Origin of the sequence: Saccharothrix longispora (assembly GCF_031455225.1) — a bacterium.
GTDB classification, from domain to species: Bacteria; Actinomycetota; Actinomycetes; order Mycobacteriales; family Pseudonocardiaceae; genus Actinosynnema; species Actinosynnema longispora.
Genome location: NZ_JAVDSG010000001.1, coordinates 2,155,122 through 2,177,277, shown reverse-complemented (window position 1 = coordinate 2,177,277; position 22,156 = coordinate 2,155,122). Strand labels below are relative to the sequence as shown.

15 protein-coding genes are annotated in these 22,156 nt (G+C 75.2%); 9 read left to right on the top strand and 6 right to left on the bottom strand.

Going from position 1 to position 22,156, the window contains the following annotated elements:
* The first annotated feature begins 322 nt into the window (after positions 1 to 322).
* The 3 genes from J2S66_RS09050 (at position 323) to J2S66_RS09040 (ending at position 6,575) form a co-directional block, all read left to right on the top strand.
* Positions 323 to 2,296: a tetratricopeptide repeat protein gene (locus J2S66_RS09050; protein ID WP_310306145.1), complete on the top strand. Its 1,974-nt coding sequence runs from the start codon at positions 323 to 325 to the stop codon at positions 2,294 to 2,296.
* Positions 2,293 to 3,471, top strand: coding sequence for a hypothetical protein (locus tag J2S66_RS09045; protein ID WP_310306142.1), 1,179 nt, complete (start codon positions 2,293 to 2,295; stop codon positions 3,469 to 3,471). Before J2S66_RS09050 ends, J2S66_RS09045 begins: the two co-directional genes overlap by 4 nt.
* A gap of 413 nt (positions 3,472 to 3,884) precedes the next feature.
* Positions 3,885 to 6,575 (top strand): tetratricopeptide repeat protein, encoded by a 2,691-nt coding sequence (locus tag J2S66_RS09040; protein ID WP_310306140.1) that lies wholly within the window; start codon positions 3,885 to 3,887, stop codon positions 6,573 to 6,575.
* Positions 6,576 to 6,693: 118 nt separating this feature from the next.
* On the opposite strand, the gene J2S66_RS09035 is transcribed toward J2S66_RS09040, so the two are convergent.
* Positions 6,694 to 7,740, bottom strand: coding sequence for a glycosyltransferase family 4 protein (locus tag J2S66_RS09035; RefSeq protein ID WP_310306139.1), 1,047 nt, complete (start codon positions 7,738 to 7,740; stop codon positions 6,694 to 6,696).
* A 323-nt stretch (positions 7,741 to 8,063) separates the two neighbouring features.
* Here J2S66_RS09035 and J2S66_RS09030 point away from each other — a divergent pair, with 323 nt between their 5' ends.
* From J2S66_RS09030 to J2S66_RS09010, 5 genes are all read left to right on the top strand, one after another.
* A complete protein-coding gene (locus tag J2S66_RS09030) occupies positions 8,064 to 8,210 on the top strand; it encodes a hypothetical protein (RefSeq protein WP_310306137.1) in 147 nt (48 codons plus the stop codon).
* Between the two features lie 164 nt (positions 8,211 to 8,374).
* Positions 8,375 to 9,517 carry a class I SAM-dependent methyltransferase gene (locus tag J2S66_RS09025; protein ID WP_310306135.1) on the top strand — a complete coding sequence of 381 codons (1,143 nt, stop codon included), beginning with the start codon at positions 8,375 to 8,377 and terminating at the stop codon, positions 9,515 to 9,517.
* Positions 9,514 to 11,505, top strand: a complete 1,992-nt coding sequence (locus J2S66_RS09020; protein ID WP_310306132.1) for a phosphopantetheine-binding protein — start codon at positions 9,514 to 9,516, stop codon at positions 11,503 to 11,505. Before J2S66_RS09025 ends, J2S66_RS09020 begins: the two co-directional genes overlap by 4 nt.
* Positions 11,502 to 12,569, top strand: a complete 1,068-nt coding sequence (locus J2S66_RS09015) for a saccharopine dehydrogenase NADP-binding domain-containing protein (protein ID WP_310306130.1) — start codon at positions 11,502 to 11,504, stop codon at positions 12,567 to 12,569. The genes J2S66_RS09020 and J2S66_RS09015 overlap by 4 nt, the downstream gene beginning before the upstream one ends.
* A gap of 4 nt (positions 12,570 to 12,573) precedes the next feature.
* Positions 12,574 to 13,329: a class I SAM-dependent methyltransferase gene (locus J2S66_RS09010; RefSeq protein WP_310306128.1), complete on the top strand. Its 756-nt coding sequence runs from the start codon at positions 12,574 to 12,576 to the stop codon at positions 13,327 to 13,329.
* 9 nt (positions 13,330 to 13,338) lie between these two features.
* Here the strand turns inward: J2S66_RS09010 and J2S66_RS09005 are convergent, their stop codons facing one another.
* On the bottom strand, positions 13,339 to 14,076 hold the full coding sequence (locus tag J2S66_RS09005; protein WP_310306126.1) for a thioesterase II family protein: 738 nt from the start codon (positions 14,074 to 14,076) through the stop codon (positions 13,339 to 13,341).
* A 31-nt stretch (positions 14,077 to 14,107) separates the two neighbouring features.
* On the opposite strand from J2S66_RS09005, the gene J2S66_RS09000 reads away from it, so the two are divergent.
* On the top strand, positions 14,108 to 15,034 hold the full coding sequence (locus tag J2S66_RS09000) for an NAD(P)/FAD-dependent oxidoreductase (RefSeq protein ID WP_310306125.1): 927 nt from the start codon (positions 14,108 to 14,110) through the stop codon (positions 15,032 to 15,034).
* 21 nt (positions 15,035 to 15,055) lie between these two features.
* Here J2S66_RS09000 and J2S66_RS08995 read toward each other — a convergent pair whose 3' ends face one another.
* The 4 genes from J2S66_RS08995 to J2S66_RS08980 are packed head-to-tail and all read right to left on the bottom strand — an operon-like array spanning position 15,056 to position 22,125.
* A complete protein-coding gene (locus tag J2S66_RS08995; protein ID WP_310306122.1) occupies positions 15,056 to 17,494 on the bottom strand; it encodes a methyltransferase in 2,439 nt (812 codons plus the stop codon).
* The gene (locus J2S66_RS08990; protein ID WP_310306120.1) at positions 17,484 to 19,673 is read right to left on the bottom strand and encodes an ABC transporter ATP-binding protein/permease; all 2,190 of its coding nucleotides are present in this window, start codon (positions 19,671 to 19,673) and stop codon (positions 17,484 to 17,486) included. The genes J2S66_RS08995 and J2S66_RS08990 overlap by 11 nt, the downstream gene beginning before the upstream one ends.
* The gene (locus J2S66_RS08985; protein ID WP_310306118.1) at positions 19,670 to 20,614 is read right to left on the bottom strand and encodes an ABC transporter permease; all 945 of its coding nucleotides are present in this window, start codon (positions 20,612 to 20,614) and stop codon (positions 19,670 to 19,672) included. Before J2S66_RS08985 ends, J2S66_RS08990 begins: the two co-directional genes overlap by 4 nt.
* Before the next feature lie 5 nt (positions 20,615 to 20,619).
* Positions 20,620 to 22,125 (bottom strand): ABC transporter substrate-binding protein, encoded by a 1,506-nt coding sequence (locus tag J2S66_RS08980; protein WP_310306115.1) that lies wholly within the window; start codon positions 22,123 to 22,125, stop codon positions 20,620 to 20,622.
* Between the last annotated feature and the right edge of the window lie 31 nt (positions 22,126 to 22,156).

Genomic DNA, 22,156 nt, shown 5'->3' with positions numbered 1-22,156 from the left:
ACCGCGTCCGCACGCCCTCGTCGACCGCTTGCCCGCGCTTCCACGCATCACCCGGGCGCAGCGGTGGAGAAGACCGCGGTGCCCGTACCGCTTCGTCCGCGGCCGGCGCGAAGGCTGTGCGCGGGCATCTCGGGCGGCAATCCGATCTTCACCGCCACCTCCGCACTTCTGCGCCCCGAAGTCCCTGATCACAGGGCAGGATCGCGGCGTGGACGACGACCCGGAGGTTGCTGTGGGTAATCGGGTGGACACGACCTCGACGGGGTCGGTGATCCAGGCCGGATCGGTTCACGGTGACATCAACCTGCACCGGGGTGTCGCCTTGGAATACCGCGCTCCCCGCCAACTGCCGGCGACGAGCAAGCACTTCGTCGGCCGGGCGGGGGAACTCGCCCGGCTGACGGGACTGGCGAGCGCCCCGCACGGCCGGGGAAGCAGGATATGCGTGATCGAAGGGCCACCGGGTGTAGGGAAGACCAGCCTGGCGACCCGCTGGGCCCACGACCTGGCAGACCGGTTCTTCCCCGACGGGCAGATCTACCTCGACCTGCACGGGTTCACGCCGGGACGATCCGCCCTCGACCGCGAACGGGCCGTGCTCGCCCTGCTGTCCGCCCTGCGTGTCGCTCCCGACGCGGTGCCGCACGACGCCGATTCGCGCACAGCCCTGTTCCGCGACCTGACCCACGACCGCGCGTTGCTGTTGATCCTGGACAACGCCCGGGACAGCGGTCAGGTCGAGCCGCTGCTGCCCGGGAGCCGCACGTGCTTCGTGCTGGTGACCTCGCGCCGCAGACCTGCCGCGCTGCAAGCCCTGTACGGCGCGGAAGTGCTGCGGTTGACCCCCTTGGCGCGCGCCGAGTCGCTGGAGTTGTTCGAGAGCTACCTGGGCGCGGAACTGGCCGAGAGCCCCGCGGTCGAACTGTTGGCGGAGAAGTGCGCCGACTTGCCGCTGGCCGTGTCCATCACGGCGGCCTCCGCGCTGCACCACTCCGGGATGGACCTCGACAGATTCGCCGAGGACGTACGGGACGGCGACCTCCACCTCGGCTCGCCCGCCTTCGACGTCCCGGCGGTCGACCTGCGAGCCGTCGTCGCGAGTTCGTACGACCTGCTGTCCGCCGGGGCGGCGCGTGCGCTGCGGTTGACGAGCCTGTACCCGGGAGACTCCTTCGACACGCGGGCCGCCGCGGCGCTGAGCGGCCTGTCGGTGCCGGAAACCGACGCGCACCTGCACGAACTCTCCTCCCACAACCTTCTGCTCGTCGAGTCCGGTCGGTACCGCTTCCACGACCTGTTGCGGATTTTCGCGCGGGAGCGATGCGACGACCTCGATCTGGAGACCGACCGCCGCACGGCACTGGCCGGGTTCCTCGACTACGCGTTGCACGCGGCGTTCCGCGCCGACCGGTACTTGAACCCGCACCGCAGCCCCATCACCGTCCCCGCACCACCGGAGGGGGTGGCGCTGCCGGTCGTCGGCGGCTATGCGGCCGCGGCGGCGTGGTTCACCGCGGAGATCACGGCACTGCTCGCCGCCGCTCGTGTCGCGTTCGACCAGGGCGCGCTGGTCCACGCGTGGATGATCCCCTGGACGACGGTGAACTTCCTGCACCTCCAGGGCAGGTGGCAGGACTTGGTCGACTGCCTCACCGTGGCGCTCGCCGCTGTCGGGTCCCTGGGCGACGTGATCGCCGAGAACCGCGTCCTGCAGTCGCTCGCCAGGGCGTACGACGAGATGGGGCAGCCGGAGCGCGCGGCGGAGCACTACTCCCTGGCCCTGGTGAACCACAGCCGTTCGGGTGACACCAACGGTGTGGCCAACTGCCTCAACGGCAGGGCCGGGAGTCACCTGCGCGCCGGTCGCGTCGAGGACGCGCTCGCCGATGCCCGCGCGGCGTTGGACACCTACACCGATCGGGACGACCTGGTGGGGCAGGCGAGCACCACCAACCTCCTCGGGCGGGTGCATACCGCGTCGGGTTCCCCGAACCTCGCGGTGGCGTTGCACGGCCGGGCGCACCGGATCTTCAAGCGGGTGGGTGACCGGTACGGGCAAGCCCAGACCCTCGACGCCCTGGGGCTCACCCTGAGCGCTCTGGGCCGTCACCGGGCAGCGGCGGTCTGCCACGGACGTGCCATCGCGCTGCACGAGGAGTTGGGGAACACCGCCCACCTCGTCCGTTCCCGGAACTGGATCACCCGGGCGCTGGACAGGGTCGGTTCCGGTGCGTGGACACCGGGGCCACCCGCCGCAGCCCCCCGGGGCGACGGGGAACGGGAGGGGTCGCGGTGAACCTCCTCTTCTGGTTGGTGCTGACGGCGTCCGTCACGACGGTCTCGTTCCTGCTCGGCGCGCCCAAGGCGGTTCGTCGCGCGTGGGGCGCGTCCGGCCTGCTCGTCTACGCCGTCTCGGCGGTCCTCCTGGCCACGGCCACGACGTTCGGCGTGTTGGTCCTGCTGGGCGGCGCCGGGGACAGCACGGCCGTCGTGGTGGTGGTGACGAGTGGCGTCACCACGGCGGCATTGGCGGCGTCCGTGAAGAGCAGACCGGCCGCGCGGACGAGGCGTGCCGGTTCCAGGAAGGTCCGGGTGCCGTTCTTCCTGTTCGGCAAGGTGGTGACCCTCGCCGTTCCCGTCGGACTCGGCTACCTCCTCGTCGAGGACGGCCTCGACGGCCTGGTCGAATCGCGGGTTCACGTGCTGATCCTGCCGCTCGTCATCGTGGCCGGCCTCTTCTTCGACGCCGCTTTGCGCCGGCAGAAGGCCGAAGACGAAGCGGACGCCGTCATCGGGGAGGGAGCCGTGGTGTACATCCGGGGGTTCGACCTCGAACGAACCCGGTTCGCCCGCACCTCCGCCAACCAGGAGGCGGGCACGGCGCTGGGGGTCACCTACAAGTCCAACCGGCTGCGCCGCGGCACCGCGACGTTCGGGGAGTTCTTCGCACCGACCGTCCGGGAACGCCTGGGCCCCTGGCAGCACATGGGAAACCTGACCGACTACCTGCCCCCGCACGGCGGGACGCCGGTCTACACCGACGACGAGCAGTGGCGCGAGCAGTTCACCTGTCTGGTGGAGCACTCGCGGTGCGTCATCACCTTCCCCCACTTCTACCGCCAACTGCGGTACGAACTCTCCGTGATCAGGTCGGTGAACGCGCATCAGCGGCTGTTCGTCCTCACTCCACCATCGCACTCCCGGCGCAAGCCGGAGCAGATCACCGTCGTCCAGTGGGAGAGGTGGAAGGCGTTCGCCACCGCGGCGGCCCGACCGCACGAGGACTTCGCGGTGCCGGGCTACGACCTCGGCGAGCACCCGGGCCCCGGGGCGGTCGTGGCATTCGACACCGACGGCAACGCCGTGGTGCTGCGCACACGCGCCCTGACACCGCTCGACTACGTGTCGACCATCCAGAAGCACTTGGACCGGATCGCGCGGGACGCCGTTCCCCGAGGGGCCACCGAGTAGCCGGTCCTGTCGCGGAAGGGTGCGGCACACGGCTGTCTTCCACGACTCGCGGGAGCCGGGCCGCCTCGACTGCGGCCGGGGTTCGGTCTCCGTGACCGCGAGGCCCGGACGGCGCTTGGTCGCGACGTCCGGGGGCGGGGGCGTGGTGGGCGTCGGCTCCGACGTGGCCCGACCGGAGGGACCGCGGTCCTGACGTCTGTCGTCGAGGACACGACGTGGTGCCGCAGGGACCTCCACCCCTCGATCCTGGACCCGGCCACGTCGCTCGTCCCCGAAGGGCCCATGCCGCTCGAAGGCCCGGTGAACCGTCGCGGCTGGAGCGCGGCGCCACCTCCGAGGGGTGACTGCGGCGTTCGGGTGCAGCTTCGCCGTTCGCCTCGGCTCGTCACCGGGTGGCTGGAACGATCCCGTTCGTGACAGCGCCACCTCCGGCCGATTCCCGCGCTCCGGTGACGATGGCCTCCGCCACGCACCGCACGATCGCGGTCTTCGACGTGGAGGGGTTCGGCGACCTGCGGCGGAAGTTGCCCGATCAGCTGGCCGTCCGCCGAGTGCTCTACACCGCGGTCGCCGAAGCCCTGGGGACCGCGGGTGTCCGGTGGGTGGACTGCTACCGCGAGGACCGCGGCGACGGCCTGTTCGTCCTCGTCCCGCCCGAGGTGCCCAAAGCCCGGCTGGTCGAGTCCGCGCCCGCGGCGCTGGCCGGGGTGCTCACCGCCCACAACGGGTCCAGCCCGCCGCAGCGCCGTGTCCGGATGCGGATGGCCGTCCATGCGGGCGAGGTGGCCTTCGACGACCACGGGGCCACGGCGACCGCGCTGACGGCGGCCTTCCGCCTGCTCGACGCGCCCGCGGTGAAGCAGGCGCTGGCCGAGTCGCCCGCCGCGGTGGTGCTGGTCGTGTCGCGGTGGATCTTCGACGAGGTCGTGCGCCACTCCTCCGTGCTCCAACCGGGCGCGTTCCGCCCGGTGCGCGTCCGGGTCAAGGAGACCGACGACCTCGCCTGGGTCGCCCTGCCGGGCCACCCGTACCCGGTCGAGGAGCTCGCGCCCGACGAGGTCGCCCCGTCCTCCTCGCGGGGCGTTCCGCGCCAACTGCCGGCGCCGCCGACCCCCTTCGCGGGGCGCCGCGAGGAACTGGCCGAGCTCGATGCCGCGCTGCGCGACGAACCGGGCAAGGTGGCGGTCCACGTGATCAGCGGGGCCGGCGGCATGGGCAAGACGTGGCTGGCGCTGCACTGGGCGCACCGCAACCTGCACCGGTTCCCCGACGGTCAGCTGTTCGTCGACCTGCGCGGCTTCGGCCCGGACGGCGCACCGATGGATCCCGCGGTGGCGCTGCGCGGGTTGCTCGAAGCCCTGGGCGCGGAACCCGGCGACCTCCCCGCGGACCTCCACGCGCAGGCGGCGCTGTTCCGCACCCTGGTCGACGGCAGGCGGATGCTGCTGGTGTTCGACAACGCCGTCGACACCGACCAGGTGACGGCGCTGCTGCCCGGCAGCCCGACCTGCACCGTGCTCGTCACCAGCCGCAAGCGCCTGTCCGGACTGATCGTCAGGCACGGGGCCGAGCACCTGTCCCTGGACGTGCTGGACGACCGGGACGCCCGTGCGCTGCTCACCGACCGGCTGGGCGAGGAGCGCCTCGCCGCCGAACCGTTCGCCTCGGACGAGCTGGTCAAGCTGTGCCGCGGCTACCCCCTGGTCCTGGCCGTCCTCGCCGGGCGCGCCCGCACCGACCCGCTCTCGGGGCTGGGCGCGCTGGCGGAAGAGCTGCGTGACCTGGGTGTGGAGGCGCTGGAGGAGGACGAGGCGGGCGCCGGCCTGCCCACCGTCCTGTCGTGGTCGCTGCGCGGCCTGACCGCCGAACCGCGGCAGGTCTTCCTGCTCCTGTGCACGGCCCCGGGCGTGGACGCCGGCCTGCCCGCGCTCGCCGGTCTCACCGGACTGCCGCTGGCTCGCGTCCGCAAGGTGCTGCGGGCACTGGAGGACGCCTCGCTGATCAGCCGCAACCTCCTCAACCGCTACACCACGCACGACCTGGTACGCGCCTACGGCAGCGCGGTCGCCGAGCGGGAACTGCCCGAGGAGGTGCGGGAAGCGGCACGGCGGCGCGTCGTCGACTTCTACCTGCAGACCGTGCACATCGCCAACCGCCTCCTCGACCCCGACGAACCGCCCCTGCCGACACCGCCGCCGCTCCCCGACTCCCGACCGCACCCGCCGGCCGACGTCCTCGAGGCGCTGGCCTGGCTGGACGGCGAACACGTGAACCTGCTCGCCGCCCAGCACGCCGCCGCCGCACGGGGCATGCACCAGGTGGTGTGGCAGTTCGCCGTGGAGCTGAGGATCTTCCACATGTGGCGGTCGCACCTCCACGAGGCCCTCACCGCCTGGCAGGCCGCGCTGAACGCGGCGCGACACCTGTCCGATCCGGTCGCGCGCATCCGCGCCCACGGGCTGCTCGGCAACTCCCACTCCCGCCTCGGCCGGCACGCCGAAGCGATCCCGCACCTGCTGCAGGCGCTCCACCTGGCCACGGAGCACGGCGACCCCGCCGAACTGGCCCACGCCCACCGCCTGCTCGCGCTCGCGCTGGGGCGCCGGGGCGATCACCTGGGTGCGCGGCGGCACGCCGAGCGGACCCTGGCCCTCTACCGCACGCTCGACCACCCGCCGTGGGAAGCCGCCGCGCTGGGCCTCGTCGGCTGGTACGCCGCCCAACTCGACGACCTCGACACCGCCCGGGAGCACACCCGGGCCGCGCTCGTCCTGCACCGGCGCCACCGCAACGTCACCGGTGAGGCCACCGCCCTGGACTGCCTGGGCTGGATCGAGCACCGATCGGGCAGGCACGACAACGCCGTCCGGTACTACCGGCAGGCCCTCGTCCTGGTCCGCCACCACGGCAACACGATCCTGACCGCCGAGACCTTCGACCACCTCGGCCAGTCCCTCGCCGCCCTGGGACGGCACGACCAGGCGCGCGAGGCCTGGCGGCAGGCCCTCGACCTCTACCACCGCCAAGGCCGCGAGACCGTCGTCGAACGCATCCAGCGGCAGCTGGACAACCTGCCGGCCCGCACCGCGCCGCCCGCGCCCTGACCGGTTCGCCACGCGAGCGACGTGCAGAAGCATCGGCGGAAGCCCCCTGACCACCGACGGCGACGATCCTCTGCCTGTTCACCGTCCACCGCACCCGCCACGACGGCGCGGTCCGGCGTCACGCCGGCTCGGCGCGGGCTCCGATGCAGCCTCGGTAGACGGCGGCGGTCTCGATGGCGATCCGGTCCCAAGTGTGGCGTTGCTCCACCCGGTCCGAGGCGGCGGTGGAGAAGGCGGCGCGCCGGGTCTTGTCGTTGAGCAGGCGCCTGACGGCCAGCCCGAGCGCCTTCGGCAGTCGGGGCGGCACGAGGACGCCGGTCACACCGTCCAGGACGGTGTCGGGCAGCACGCCGACCGCGCTCGCGACGACGGGCACGCCGCAGGCCATCGCCTCCAGCACCGAACGCACCGGACGGGCGTTCCACGGGGTGTGGACCACGACGTCCGCCGAACGCAGCAGCTCGGCGGACACCGGTCCCGTCACCCGGACGCGGTCGGCGACCTTCAGCGCCGCCGCACCGGCGCACAACCGGTCGACCTCCTCGCGGGCGCGTCCGCTGTCCGCGTCGACGTCGGCGCCGATCACCAGTTCCGCGTCGGGCACCCAGGGAAGCGCGGCGACGGCGGTGTCCGCGCCGTCGCCGGGGCGCAGCGCGCCGAGGTACACCAGCCGCGAAACTCCGGATCGCGGTGCGGCCGGTCCCCCCACCCCCCATTCGGCGAGGTCGACGCCCTCGGGGACGACGCTCACCGCGCCACGCGGCACTCCCGTCCCCAGCACGCCCGCCACCTCGCCGGCACCGCCCACGACGAAGTGCTCGACGACTCCGGGCGGCAACGTTCCCACGTCGTCGCCCGGGTCGTGGCTGTGCACGACCGGCGCGGACACACCGTCCAGCGCGGCCACGGCACGCACCGACGCCGGTGTCACCGTGTGCACGACGTCGGGCGCGGCGGCGCGGCGCTCCCAGTCGCGGGCGAGGTCCCGCGTCGCGATCGACCGGCACCCGGCGGGCAGGGACGCGATGACCGGCGCACTGGTGTACAGGGTGACGCGATGCCCGGCCCGCCCCAGACCACGGGAGAGCCCCACCGCCCGGTCGACCCGGTCGGCGTCCAGTGCGACCACCGCGACATCCGACGTGTTGTCCGGGCGTGCTGTCATCAGACCTCCGTTCCAGGCGCGCCGTTCACCCGGGACGGAGACCGGACGAACGCACGGCAACAGGCGCGAACGCTCGGCACGTTGTTTGACCGAACCCCACTCCGAACCTAAGCAGTGACGCGTCGCTTCGCATGACGAGTCCGTTCCCGTCGGAAGCCGCGTCCTTCGTCGACGCTGGGCGCGGCGGGCTCGTGGGTGGATCTCCGCCCTGGTGCCGAGAGTGATCGGAAGCGGTCGGACGCGGGCGGCCAGGCGGACTTCGACCGAGGACCGACGCCCACGACCACTACCTCACGTGCGTGCGGTGCGGCCGCACGGTGGGCGTGGACACGACGCCCGTCACGCGGTGGGCGGCGGAGACGGCGGCGACGCACGGGTTCGCGGACGTCCGGGTGGCGGTGGAACTGGCCGGCCTGTGCGCGCGCTGCCCGCTCGACGGGCACACCGGGATGGTCGCGCCACCGGGGTGACGAGGGCCGGCGACGAGGTGGCCGGGATCGCGGACGAGCCCGTCGAGGACCCCGCCCACCCCCGTCCTCCGCTCGTCGGCAGATGTTCTACGTAACGACAATCATTTTCGTGTAGGTTCGCCTTGACTCCGCCACGCACCGCGGCGGAGGGGAAGGGGAACCGGGTGCTGATCGCTGGAGCGCTGCCCGCCGCGGCCCACGCGCTGGGCCGCGCGGCGGTGGAGGACGTCGACGTCGCGCCGGAGCTGGTCCGCGAACTGGACCTGGCCGTGCTGCTGGGCATCTGCGACTTCGTGGGACGCGCGGCCGCCCAGGTGGCCCTGCCCGCCGACCCCGCCGACGTCGTGCCCGCCGCGGACCGGCACCGGTGGATCGCCGGGCACTGGGTGCGCGCGCTGGCGGCCGAGGGGTGGGCCGACGTGGACGGGAGCGGCCTGCTGCGCTCGGTGCGATCACCGCGCCGCGCCGAACTCGCGGCGGCGCGCGAGGCGATCACGGTTTCGGTGGCGGGCCTGGGTTATCCCCCCGCGCTGGCGACCTACGTCCTGGACTCCCTGCGCGCCCTGCCCTCGCTGCTCACCGACGAGGTCACCGCGCAGGCGCTGCTGTTCCGCGACTCCGAGCTCGCCACCGCGGACGCCGCCTACCGCGACAACCCCGTCAACCGCTACCTCAACGCCGCCGCCGCGTCGGTGGTCGCCGACCTGGTGCGCGCACGGGGAGGACTGCGCGTGCTGGAACTGGGCGCGGGCACCGGCGCCACGACCGCGGACCTGCTGCCCACACTGGCCGGCACGGGGTCGGACTACCTGTTCACCGACCTGTCGCCGTTGTTCCTGCGGGACGCCGCCGCGCGGTTCGCCGATCACGCCTACCTGCGCTTCCGGCTGGTCGACTTCACCGAACCGCTCGAACCCCAGGTGCGCGAGGGCGACTTCGACCTGGTGGTCGCGGTGAACACCGCGCACAACGCCACCGACGTGCCCGACCTGCTGCGCCAGGTGGCCGGGCTGCTGCGCGCCGACGGCGCGCTGCTGCTGGTGGAGACCTGCCACGAGCACCACCAGTCGCTGGCGTCGATGCCGTTCCTGCTGTCCCCGCGCCCCGGCGGCCGGCCGGTCGTGCGCACCGACCTGCGCGCGGGGACCACCCGCACGTACCTCACCGGTCCGGAGTGGGCGTCCGCCGCCGCGGGCGCCGGGCTGGAGCAGGTCGTGGACCTGCCGCCGCCGGACCACCCGCTCGCCGCGTTCTCCCAGCGGCTGGCGGTCTTCACCCCTTCGAGCAAGAGGAGCCGAACCCCGTGACCACCTCCGCCACCGAGGCAGCCCCCGCGGCAGCGCCCGACGCCGAGGACCCCACGCCGGTCCTGTCGGGCATCTGGGCGGACCTGCTCGACCTGGGCGACCGGCCGGTCGATCCCGCCACCACCTTCCTGCGCCTGGGCGGCGACTCCGTGCTCGCCGTGCGCATGGCGGCGCTGGTCCGCAAGCGCCTGGGCGTGGTGCTGGCGCTGTCCGACGTGGGCGTGGAGTCGACGATCGGGCAGTTGTCGGACCTGGTGCGCCGCCGGTCGGCGGCGGGGTCGACGGCCCGCGCGCTGCCGGTCGAGCTGCGCCGACGCGCCGACCCGGAGGCGCCGTTCCCGCTGCTGCCGCTCCAGCAGGGCTACTTCGTGGGCCAGCAGGACGGGTGGGAGCTGTCCTACGACTCCGCGCACTTCTACGGCGACGTCGGCCTGACCGACGTCGACGGCGACGAGGCGGAGGACGCGCTCAACGACGCGCTGCGCCGGCTGGCCGAGCACCAGCCGATGCTGCGGGCCCGGGTCACCGCCGACGGCGACCAGCACGTGCTGCCGCTCGACGCGCCCGGCGCGGTGCCCGTGCCCACCGTGTACGACCTGCGGGACGCCGACGCGGACACCGCCGGCGACACCCTGGAGCGCGTGCGGGCGGAGATGAGCGCCACCGGCCCCGACCCCACGCGCGGTCCCGGCCTGGACATCCGGTTGAGCCTGCTGCCCGACGGCGCGGCCCGCCTGCACACCAGCATGAGCCTGCTGGTGTTCGACGGCTGGTCGGCCACGCTGCTCAACCGCGAACTGCTGGCGCTGAGCGCCGACTGGAACGCGGTGCTGGCGCCGCTGGACATGGACTTCGGCGACTACGTCGCCTCCGTCGCCGGCCTGCCCGGCACCGAGGCGTGGGACGCGGACCGCGCGTGGTGGTGGGAGCGGCTGGACGCGCTGCCCGAACCGCCCGCGCTGCCCCTGGTGCGCGACCCGCGCGAGGTGCGGGCCACGACCATGGGCACGCGGGAGACCAGGCTCACCGCGGACCGGTGGGCGACGTTGCGCGACCGGTGCGCAGCGCACGACGTGACGCCGTCCACCGCGATGTTCACCGCGTTCGCCGTCGTGCTCGCGCGGTGGACCGGACACCGCCGGATGCTGCTGAACTCGTTGCAGCTCAACCGGTTGCCGGTGCACCCGGACGTGCACCGGGTGGTGGGCGCGTGCGCGTCGACGATGCTGCTGCCCGCCGAGCTGGCCGAGGGCGCGACGTTCGCCGAGCTGGCCGCGACGGCGCAGCGGAGGTTCGGCGAGCACGCGGCGCACAACCTGATCACCGGTGTCGAGGTGTCGCGCGAGCTGGGCCGCAGGCGCGGCACCCACCGACCGGTGGCGCCGGTGGTGTTCCAGAGCACCCTGGGCATGGACGCGGCGGTCGGCGCGGCGCACCCGGAGTCGGCGGGCCCGCTGGGCGAGGTGGACTTCGGCGACTTCCACCACCAGCTGCGCACCCCGCAGGTGGCGCTGGAGGTGCGCTTCTACGAGCTGCGCTCGGAGATGGCGATCGTGTTCTCCCTCGTGGACGAGCTGTTCGAGGCCGAGCAGGTGGAGGCGGCGTTCACCGACCTGGTCGAGCTGATCGGCACCCTGGCCGACGGCGAGGGCTGGGACCGCGTGGTCGAGCTGCCCGCGGCCACCGGGCCGACCGGCGACGGGCTGCTGCTGGGCCGCTACGGCGACGGTGACGCCGTCGTGGCCGAGGGGCCGCTGTCCACGCCGCTGGAGGAGGCCGTCGCCGAGCTGTGGGAGGAACTGCTCGACGTGCCGGTGCTGGACCGCTCGGCGAACTTCTTCGCGCTGGGCGGCGACTCGCTGCTGGCGGTGCGGGCGCTGGCGCGCCTGACCAAGCGGCTCGGTGGCGGTGTCGCGGTGCGGGACTTCCTGGAGTCGCCCACGGTGGCCGGGGTGGCCGCCGCGTTCGCCGCACGGGGTGCGTCGTGACCGGCCTGATCGGGGTGCTCGGCGGATCGGGCGCGGTCGGCCGCGTCGTGGTGGACCGGCTGGCGGCCGCGGGTCACCCGGTGCGGGTGGGCGGGCGCGACCTGGCGCGGGCGAAGGCGGTGCCGGGTGCGTCGGAGGCCGTGGCGGTGGACCTGGACGACGCCGACGCGCTCGCCGCGTTCTGCGCCGGGTGTGCCGTGGTGGTCAACTGCGCCGGCCCGTCCTACCGGGTGCTGGACGTGGTCGCGCGGGTCGCGCTGGCCGCCGGGGCCGGGTACGTCGACGCCGCGGGGGACGCGGTGGCGCTGGAGGCGCTGACCGCCGGCGCGCCCGACGCGCTGGTGCGGCTGCCCGCGGTGTTCTCCGCCGGGCTGATGCCGGGTCTGTCGGGGCTGCTGCCCCGGCTGCTCGCCGAGGCGGGCCCGATCGGCAGGCTGGACGTCTACGTCGGCGGCTCGGTCGAGATCGGCCGCCTGTCGGCGGTGGACGCGCTGCTGACCCGGGGGCCCCGCTTCGGCCACGCGCTGGCGGCGTGGCGGGAGGGCCGGGTGGTCGAGCACGCCCTGGCCCCGCTGCGCGGGGTGACCCTGCCCGGCTTCCGGGGCCGGGTGCACGCCTGGCCGTTCCTGTCCGCGGAGATGGTCGCGCTCGCCGGCGCGCTGGGTGTGGCCGAACTGCGCAACTACACCGTCTACGCCACGGAGAACCTCCCGGAGGTGCTGGCGACGGCGTGGGCCGACGACGAGCCGCCGGACGCGCACGTGGACGCCGTGGTGGAGGCGGCGCGGCGCGACGTGGAGGAGTGCGGGCGGCACTACGCGCTGCTGGCCCACGCCCGCCCGCCGGCGGGGTCGGGAGCCGGCAGCCGCCGGGTCCTGCTGCGCACCCCCGACTCCTACGAGCTCAGCGGCGTGGTCGCGGCACTGGTCGCCGCGGACGTGCTGGAAGGCCGGGTGCCCGCCGGGGCACACCACGCCGCCGACGTGCTCGACCCCCGGCGCACCGCCGCCGCGCTCGCGGCGGACGACCTGGTGACCGCACTGGAACTACCGAAGGACAGCTGACGCGATGACCGACCCGAACACGCCCACCCACGGCTCCGGGGCAGACAACTCCGGGGCGGACGGCTACGCCGTCAACGCCCAGTACTACGACCTGATCTTCCCCCGGGCGCAGCGCGACGCGATGCGGGCGGCGCTGACCGCGCTGCTGGCCGGCGCGGGGCGGGTGGTGGAGATCGGCGCGGGCACCGGCCAGTTCACCGAGACCCTGCTGGCGAACCTGCCCGAGGGCGGCGAGGTGTTCGCCGTCGAACCGGCGGCGGTCATGCGCGCCGCGCTGACCACCCGCCTGGCGGCGCTGGAGGACCCGCCGGTGACCGTGCTGCCCGAGGACGCGCTGACCGCCGAGGTCGACGGCCCGGTGGACGCGGTCGTGCTGCTGCACGTGCTCACGCACTTCTCCCCCGCCGACCGCAAGGCGCTGTGGGCGCGCTGGGTGCCCCGCCTCGCCCCCGGCGGTGTGGTCGTGGTGGACGTGCAGATGCCGCAGGCGCCGATGGCGGTGCCGCCGACGCCCGTGCCCGGCCGCACCCTGGGCCGCCGCCGCTACGACACGGTCAGCGAGGCGGTCGTGGACGGCGACGGCCTGGTGTGGACGATGACCTACCGGGTGCACGAGGGTGATCGGCTGGTGTCGGAGGAGTCGGTGTCCTTCCCGTCGTTCATCGCCTCCGACGAGGTGCTGCACGCCGAGCTGCGCGAGGCCGGGGGCGAGCCGGTGGCCGACCCGCCGGCCGGTGTGCTGGCCTGGCGGGTGCGCTAGAGGTCGGCGCTAGAGGTCGGCGAGGACCTCGGCGGCGACGCGGTCCGGTTGCGCGGACAGGTAGAAGTGGTCACCCGGGAACACGCGCAACCGGAACCCCGCGGTGGTCAGCGCGGCCCAGCGGGCGGCGTCGTCGGGGGTGAGGTCCGGGTCGCGGTCGCCGACGAAGGCCGAGACGGGCACCGGCAGCGGCGTGGTGCTCCAGCCGGTGTGCGTCTCGACCAGCCGGTAGTCCTCGCGGACGCACTCGGCGACCAGGGCGCTCAGGTCGGGGTCGGCCAGCACGGCCGGGTCGACGCCGCCCAGCCGGCGCAGTTCGGCCAGCAGCCCCGCGTCGCCGAGCCGGTGCACGTCGCCGCCGCGCTCGTCCTGGGGCGCCTCGCGGCCGGACACGACCAGCCGCACCGGCAGCGGCCTGCCCACCGCGCGCAGCCGCTGCACCACCTCGTGGGCGACTGCGGCGCCCAGGCTGTGCCCGAACAGGACGAACGGCAGCTCCGGCAGCGGGCGCAGGGCGGCCACGACGCGGGCGACGACCTCGCGGAGGTCGCGCGGCGGCGGCTCGCCCCAGCGGTCCTCGCGGCCCGGGTAGCGCACCGCGAGCAGTTCGACGTCCCGCGGGACGTGCTCGGCCCAGGGCGTGAACACCGACGGGCCGGCCCCGCCGTGCGGCAGGCACACCAGGCGCAGGCGGGGTGCGGCCGGAGTGCTCAACCGGCGCAGCCACGGACCCATATCATCGAACATGATTATCGTTTTACCAGAGAGAGGAGTCCCGATGTACGACGTGGTGGTGGTCGGCGGTGGACCGGCCGGTCTGAGCGCGGCGCTGGTGTTCGGCCGGCAGCGCCGCTCGGTGCTGGTGGTGGACGGCGGCGAGCCGCGCAACTCGCCGGCCTCCGAGATGCACATGTACCTCAGCCGCGACGGTTTCCCGCCGCAGCAACTGCTCGCCCTGGGCCGTGAGGAGCTGGCCGCCTACCCGGGCGTGGAGGTGCGCACCGGCCTGGTGGTGGCCGCGCGGGGCGCCAAGGACGACTTCGAACTGGAACTGGCCGACGGCGCGGTGGTGCGCGCCCGGCGGGTCGTGCTGGCCACGGGCCAGGTCGACGAGCCCTATGACATCCCCGGCCTGGCCGAGCGGTTCGGCCGCAGCGTGTTCCACTGCCCGTTCTGCCACGGCTGGGAAGCAGGCGACAAGACCCTCGCCGTGGTGACCCGCGAGCCGGTGGAGGCCATGCTCGCGCTGTACCTGGGCGACCGGTTCAGCGAGGACGTGGTGCTGTGCACCGACGGCCCGATCGAGCTGCCCGAGCCGGTCGCCGCCGCCGTGGCCGCCCGCGCGCTGCCGATCGTCGACGGGAAGATCACCGAGATCACGGGCGAGGCGGGCGACCTGACCATCCACTTCGCCGACGGCGGCACCCTGCGGCGGGAGGCGGTCTTCCACCGCGCGCCGACCCGCCGGCACTCCGGGTTGGCCGAGCAGTTGGGCTGCGAGGTGCTGCCCGACGGCACGGTCAAGGTCGACGAGATCGGGCAGACGACCACGCCGGGCGTGTCCGCGGCGGGCGACATGGCCAAGCTGCCCGGGATGCCCGACGCCACCACCCTGGTCGTGCTGGGTGCCGCCGACGGCGTGCGGGCGGCGGTGTGGATGGAGGGCGACCTGTTCCGCTCCGGGCTCGGCGTGTTCCCCTCCTGATCCGCGCGGCGGTCCGCCCGCTCACGACGACGGGCGGACCGCCGCGAACACCTGCACCCCGATCGGCCGCAGGGCGTGGTCCGGCGGGGGCAGGCAGCCCACCGGCTCGAACCCGGCGACCAGCAGCTCGGTCGTCCACTCGGCCTCGGTGGGGAAGATGCGGTCGGTCCCCGCGCGGAAGTCCCCGGAACCCGCCGGTTCGCGGCCCGCGCGGGCCGACATCAGGAACTGCATCGAGGTCAGCAGTTGGCGGATCTCGCGGGTGGTGTCGACGAACACCAGCAGGCCACCCGGGACGAGCAGGTCGCGCAGCCCGCGCAGGGTCGCGCCCAGGTCGCGCGCGTTGTGCAGGACGTTCGCCCCCAGCACGACGTCCAGCTCCCCCGCGCCGACGCCCTGGCCGGTCGGGTCGTCGTCGATGTCGAAGGTGCCGAACCGCAGCCCGTCGACCCCGGCGAAGCGCTCCTCCGCGTCGAGCAGGAAGAACCGCGAGACGTCGGTGAACAGGTAGTCCAGCGGCACGCCGGCGAGCGCCGCCAGCACGTCGGCGGTCGTGCCGCCCACGCCCGCGCCGACCTCCAGCACGCGCAGCGGCCTTCCGGCGGGCGGGGTGTCGGCGTGGGCGCGCACCAGGTGCGCGACGGCGGCGTTGGCGTAGCGGTTGACCGGGTTGTCGCGGTAGGCGCCCTCGGCGGTGCCGGTCTCGCCGTCGGCGAACAGCAGCGACTGGAGCGCCACCTCGTCGCGCAGCAGTTCGGGCAGGTACCGGGTGGCGCTCTGGAAGAACCGGGTCAGCTCGGGCGGGTAGCCCATGCCGCGGCGGGCGCGGTCGATGTCGCGGACGGCGTCCTCCAGCTCGGCGCGGGACACCGCGAGCACGTCCCGGTAGGTGCGCCCGTCGTGGGCGACCATGCCCTCCTCGACCAGCGCGGCCAGCCAGCGCCGCACGATCCAGCGGTGTCGGGGCGCGGCCCGCAGCGCGTCGGCGACCTCCTCGGCGGTCCCCTCCGCGCCGGCCTGCCCGAGGGTGGCGGCCATGGCCAGCAGGGCGACCCGGTCCAGGTCGCGCAGGAAGGCGGGCAGGCGCCGGGCGTCGTCGGCGCCGATCGCCGCGTCGGCGGCGCGGGCGGCGTCGGCGAGCGGGTCGGCGTCGACGGTGACCACCGGCGCGGGCAGGCCGTTGCGGCGCGCGGCGACCCGCGCGACCTCGCCGAGGCGGCGCGCCAGGAACGCGGTGAACGGCTCGTGCGCCCGTGCGGGTCCGGCCGCCACCAGCGCCGCGGGCGCGGGCGCCGCCGAGGCGGGCGCGACCACCTCAAGCAGCGCGGGGTCGCGCACGTCGAGCAGGACCGCGGCGTCGCGGCCGACGAGCGCGTCGCGCAGTTCACGGGCCGTGACCCCGCCGGGCGCGGGGGACAGCAGCCGGTTCGGGATGCCCGTCACGCGCACCGGCGGGCCCGCGTCGACCGCCCCCACCAGGTCCGCCGTGCCCGACCACGGCACGTCGACCGGGCGGGCGGTGGTGGAGGTGTCGACGCGCAGCACCGCGTCGAACCGGTAGCGGGTCAGCTCCGTGTCGGCGCGCAGTGCCTTCGGGTGCACGCTGACGCGCACCGGCCGCCCGGCGCCGGCGGCCGCCGCGGCGAGGGTGGCCGGGTCGAAGTTCAGCTCGTCGTCGCGTTCGGCGCGGCTCCTGGCGCGCTCGTCCAGGGTCGCCGGGTCGGGGTCGACCGCCGCCTCGACGCGCCGGCAGTGGGCCTCCAGCAGGCCGGCGTGCCGCACGTCGCCGATGACCAGGCTCCCGCCGGGGGCCAGCAGCCGCAGCGCGTCCACGACCACCGCGGCCAGGTACTCGACGTGGGGGAAGTGCTGGGTGACGGAGTTGACCAGCACGCAGTCCGGGCCCTCGGCGGGGAACCCGGCGCGGGCGAGGGCGGCGAGGACACCCGGTGAGGCGACCTCGTGCGCGGCGGCGCGGACGTAGGCACAGGAGGGGTCGGCCTCGGCGGCCAGGCGGTCCACGGCCGACTGCGCCACGTCGGTGCCCACGTAGCCCGCCAGGTGCGGGCGCAGCCGGTGCGCCAGCAGGCCGGTGCCGCAGCCCAGCTCCAGCACCCACCTCGGTCGGGCGGCCAGCACCAGGTCGACCGTGCGCTCCACCCAGTCGGTCATGTGCTCCACCGGGAACGGCTCCCCCGTCTCGGAGGACCGCCACCCGGAGAAGTCCGGTTCGCCGACCGGGCGGGCCGCGCCCGTCGAATAGGTGAAGTCGTAGACCTCGCCCCAGTGCTCCAGGTGCTCCAGGACCAGCGGGCCGGGCGACGGGCGCATCGCGGTGGCCGCGCGGGTGGGCCTGACCCGCACGCGCGGGCCGTCCTGGACGGCGGAGGCGATCCAGGGGTGGTCGGCCAGCAGCGCGATCAGCTCGGCGGTCTGCTCGGCGGTCTGCTCAGGGGACACGGGGACTGGCTCCGTTCGCGTGGTGGGCGGGGTGGTCGGTGGTGAGGCGTCCGGCGGACAACCGCAGGACGCGGTCGGCGCGGGCGGCCACCGCGGGGTCGTGGGTGGCGACGAGCACGGCCAGGCCGCGGTCGCGCAGGTCGTCGAGCAGGTCGAGCACGGTGGCGGCGGTGGCGCGGTCGAGGGCGGCGGTGGGTTCGTCGGCCAGCAGCACGGCGGGTTCGGCCGCCAGCGCCCGTGCCAGTGCGACGCGCTGCCGCTGACCGCCGGAGAGCCGCCCGGGGCGGCGGTGGGCGGTGTCGGCGGCCAGCCCGACGCCGGCCAGCAGGTCCGGCACCCGCGACCGGGCGGCCTCCCGCGTGGCGTCGCCGAGGACGCGCAGCGGTCGGGTGATCGCGGTGCCGGCGGTGTGGGCGGGGTTGAGGGCGTCGGCCGGGTCCTGGGCCAGCAGCTGCACGGCCCGCAGCGCGGCGCGGTCGCGGTCGGCCACGGCGCGCGGCAGGACCACCCGTCCGCGGCGGACCTCCCCGGTGTCGGCGGGGACGAGGCCGGCCAGGGCGCGCAGCAGCGTCGACTTGCCGCTGCCGGACTCGCCGACGACCGCGACCACCTCCCCCGCCGCGACGTCCAGGGTGAGGTCGCGCAGCACGGTGCGGCCGCCGCGCCGGACGGTCAGCCGGTCGACCGCGAGCGCGGTCGGTCCCGAAGGCCGGGGCTCGAGGGCCTCGACGTGCGTGGCGGCCACGACCCCGACGGCGAGCACGCGGTCCGCGACGCGCGCCAGGAACACCTCGTCGTGCGAGACGAGCAGGGTCACCCGGGACGGGTCGCCGCGGCGGGCCAGGACCACGCGGGCCACGAGGTCGACGGCTTCCGGGTGCAGGCCGGCGGTGGGTTCGTCCAGCACGAGGACGGCCGGTGCGCCGGTGAGCGCGCGGGCCAGTGCCACCCGGCGCGCCTGTCCGCCGGACAGGGTGCGCGGCAGCCGGTCGCGGAACCCCGCCGGGTCCAGTCCCAGTTCGGCGAGGACCGCGAGCCCGGCGGGTCCCAGGGCGCGGCCGACGGTGTGGCGCGGGTCCAGGGTGCCCGCCGGGTCCTGGTCGAGCACCCCGACGTGCTCGCGCCGCCAGCGGTGGGCCGCGCGGCCGGGCCGGACGGGGCTGCCCTGCCAGCGGGTGGTTCCGGCGACCTTCACCGCGTCGCCGTCGAGGGTGTCCAGCAGCCCGCGGACCGCGGTGGTCTTGCCCGCGCCGGACGGCCCGGCCAGGCCGACGACCTCGCCGGGTGCGACCAGGGCGGAGAAGTCGTCGAGCAGCACGCGCCCCCGGCCGTCCACGACGGACAGCCCGTCGACCGACAGCCCTCGCGCGGTCGTCACCCCGGTCGGGTCTTCCGACGCTGCCGGACGCGGGGTGCCCGGACGCGGGGTGCGCGGCCGGGGAGCCGCGCCGTGCCCGGCGAGGGCGACCGCGAGCGACAGCGCGGTCAGCGCCGCGGCGGGTCCCAGCACACCGGCCGGGTTCAGCGCGGCCCCCGGCAGGTTCTCCCGCAGCATCAGCCCCCAGTCCGGTGCGGGTGGCCGGGCGCCGAACCCGAGCACCGCCAGCGCGGAGGCCAGTTGCAGGGCCACCACGAACCGCAGCGCGGCGTCGGCGACGGCGTAGCGGGCGATGGAGGGCAGCACCTCGCGGCACAGCACGGAGGCGGTGCGCTCGCCGCGTCCGAGGGCCGCTTCGACGTAGCCGGTCGCGCGGGTCCGCCGGGTGAGGTCGCCGACCAGCCGCGCGGTCAGCGGCGCGCCGCCGCACACCGTGCCGGCGACCACGGCCGCCCAGCCGGGCAGGGTGACCGCGAACAGCAGCGCCAGGACCAGGAACGGCACGGCCATCAGCACGTCGGCGAGCAGCGCGCCGCCGCGCCCGGTCCAGCCGGCCACCAGGCCCCAGGCCAGGCCGACCGCGCTCGCGCACGCGGCGGCCAGGAGCGCGATGAGGAGCAGGTCGGCGCCGCCCGCCAGGACGCGCGAGAGGACGTCGCGGCCCAGGGCGTCGGTGCCCAGCAGCGCGTCACCGCCCGGAGGCGACCAGGCCGGTCCGATCGCGGCGGTCGGGTCGTGCGGGGTCCACAGCGCGCCGCCCACCACGACGAGCAGGACGCAGAGCAGCGCGGCCCGCGTCACCGCGTGCTCCCCGATCGCGTGCTGCCCAACGGGGTTCTGCCCAGCGGGGTGCCGGCCGGCAGGTCCGCCGCGGTCGAGGTGACCACCACGACCACGGCCGACAGCAACGCGATCGCCTGCACCACGGGCACGTCACCGGTGGACACCGCGCCGACGAGCAGCTCCCCCAGCCCCGCGTAGCCGAACACGGTCTCCACGAGGGCGCTGGAGGCGGTCATGCCCGCCACGACCAGGCCGGACACCCGCAGCAGCGGCGCCCCCAGATCCGGGAGGACGTGGCGGAGCAGCACCACGGGCTCGGGCAGGCCGCGCACCCGCGCCGCGCGCACGTGCGGCAGCGCCAGCGCGTCGGCGACCGCGCCGCCGAGCAGGCCCGCGCCGAAGGCGGCGGCCGGGACGCCGAGGGCGAGCGCCGGCAGCACCAGCGCCTCCGGCCGGTCCCACACCGAGCCCGAGACCGGCACGAACGACACCGCCGGGAACCACCCCAGCACCCCGGCGAACACCGCCACCAGGCCGGTGGCGACCACCACCTGCGGCACGGCCGCCACCGCCACCAGCGGCGGGGCGGCCGTGCGCGGTCGCCTGCCCGCCGCCCAGCCACCCGCGAGCAGCAGCGGCAGCGCCACCAGGGCGGCGGCGGCCACCAGGGCGAGCGTGGCGGGCAGGCGGGCGGCGAGCAGGTCGGTCACCGGGCGGCCGGACACCAGCGAGACCCCGGGATCACCGCGCAGCAGGTCGCCCGCCCACCCGGCGAACCGCGTCCACGGCGGGCGGTCCAGGCCCAGCTCGGCGCGCAGCGCGGTGACGTCGCCCCGACCGCCGGTGCGCGCCCGTGCCGGGTCGACGGGCAGCGCGGCGGTGGCCAGGAACACCAGCACCGACACGGCGGTCAGCACCAGCGCCGCGCGGCCGAGCGCACGGGCGGTCCCGAGGAGCACGGGCATCAGCGGGTGAGGCGGGTGCGTTCGATGAAGCTGCTCTCGAAGCCGGGGCCGGTGGGCAGGCCCTCCACGCCCGCGCGGACCAGGTCCAGCCCGTCACCGGCGCCCCAGACGACGTAGCCGCCTTCGTCGCGCAGCGCGGTCTGCAACTGCCCGAGCTGCTTCGTGCGCTCGGCGGGGTCGGCGGTGGCCAGGGCGGCGTCGAAGCCGGCGTCCCACTCGGGGCGCTTCCAGCCGGTCTCGTTGGTGGGCGCGTCCGACAGCAGCGACACCCGCGCCACGTCCAGGAACGGGATGCCGCCGAAGAAGCCGACGTAGAACGGCTGCTGCCCCCAGACCTCGGTCCAGTAGGTGTCCGGCGGGGCGGTCTCGACCTCGGCGGTGACGCCGATCTCGCGCAACTGCTCGGCGAACAGCAGCGCGGCGGTGTCCATGCCCGGGTAGGAGGTGGTGGTGTGCAGGGTGAGGTTCAGGCCGCCGCCGTGACCTGCCTGGGCGAGCAGGGCGCGCGCCCTGGTCACGTCGCGGGTGCGGGCGGGCAGGTCGGGGCTGATCGGGTCGGCCGGGGTGATCAGGTCGCCGCCGGCCTTGCCGTAGCCGAGGAACACCTTGTCCACCAGGGCGTCGCGGTCGGCGGCGAGCTTGATCGCCTCGCGCACCCGGACGTCGTCGAACGGCGCCTGGTCCAGGCGCATGACGAACGGGTAGAGGGTGATCGCCTCGCGGTGCACGACCGCGTAGTCGGCGTTGCCCTTCACCTGCTCGGCGGTGGCCGGGTTGACGCCGATCGCCACGTCGGCCTGCCCGGTGAGCACGGCCTGGGCGCGGGCCTGCGGGTCGATCACGGCGCGCACCTCGACGCGGCGCAGCGCGGGGGCGGGACCCCACCACCCGTCGTTGCGCTCCAGCACCGCGGCCTCCGGGGTGCCCTCGACCTGCGTGAACGGGCCGGAGCCGGGGACGGGCCGGGTGAAGTCGGTGGTGCCGTCGGGCACCACGAAGGTCACCGACTCCAGGGCGCGGGGCACCTCGGCGTAGGGCTTGGTGGTGACCAGCTCGACGGTGGAGTCGTCGACGACCCTCGACGCGTCGAGGTCGAACATCGTCATGCGGCCGAAGTTCTCGGCGGACTTGCCGTGGATGCGGCGCAGCGAGAACAGCGCGTCGGCGGCGGTGACGGGCTTGCCGTCGGTGAACGTCGCGCCGGGACGCAGCGTGACCGTCCACCGGGTGAGCGCCGCGTCGGGGGTGATGGACTCGGCCAGTCGCAGTTCGGTCCCGCCGTCCGCGCCCGGCTTGGCCAGCACGTCGTAGACCAGGGCGAAGCGCGCCAGGTCGGACTGGTTGAGGATGCCGCCGTGGGGGTCGTCGGTGGCCGAGGCGGCGGCGCCGGCGGTGACGTAGCGCAGGGTGTCGGGGACGGCGGCGGGTGCGCCCCGGTCGTCCGCCGAGCCGCACCCGGCGGCGAGCGCGGTGGCGGCGGCGAGCGCGAGGGCGGTTCTGGACACCTGGCGGAGGCGGTGTCGGCTCATCGGTGGT

Excerpts from the sequence above, each read along its gene's own strand:
- J2S66_RS09000 (WP_310306125.1), top strand. The coding sequence starts at position 14,108 with ATGTACGACGTGGTGGTGGTCGGCGGTGGACCGGCCGGTCTGAGCGCG.
- J2S66_RS09005 (WP_310306126.1), bottom strand. The coding sequence starts at position 14,076 with ATGTTCGATGATATGGGTCCGTGGCTGCGCCGGTTGAGCACTCCGGCC.
- J2S66_RS09035 (WP_310306139.1), bottom strand. The coding sequence starts at position 7,740 with ATGACAGCACGCCCGGACAACACGTCGGATGTCGCGGTGGTCGCACTG.
- J2S66_RS09010 (WP_310306128.1), top strand. The coding sequence starts at position 12,574 with ATGACCGACCCGAACACGCCCACCCACGGCTCCGGGGCAGACAACTCC.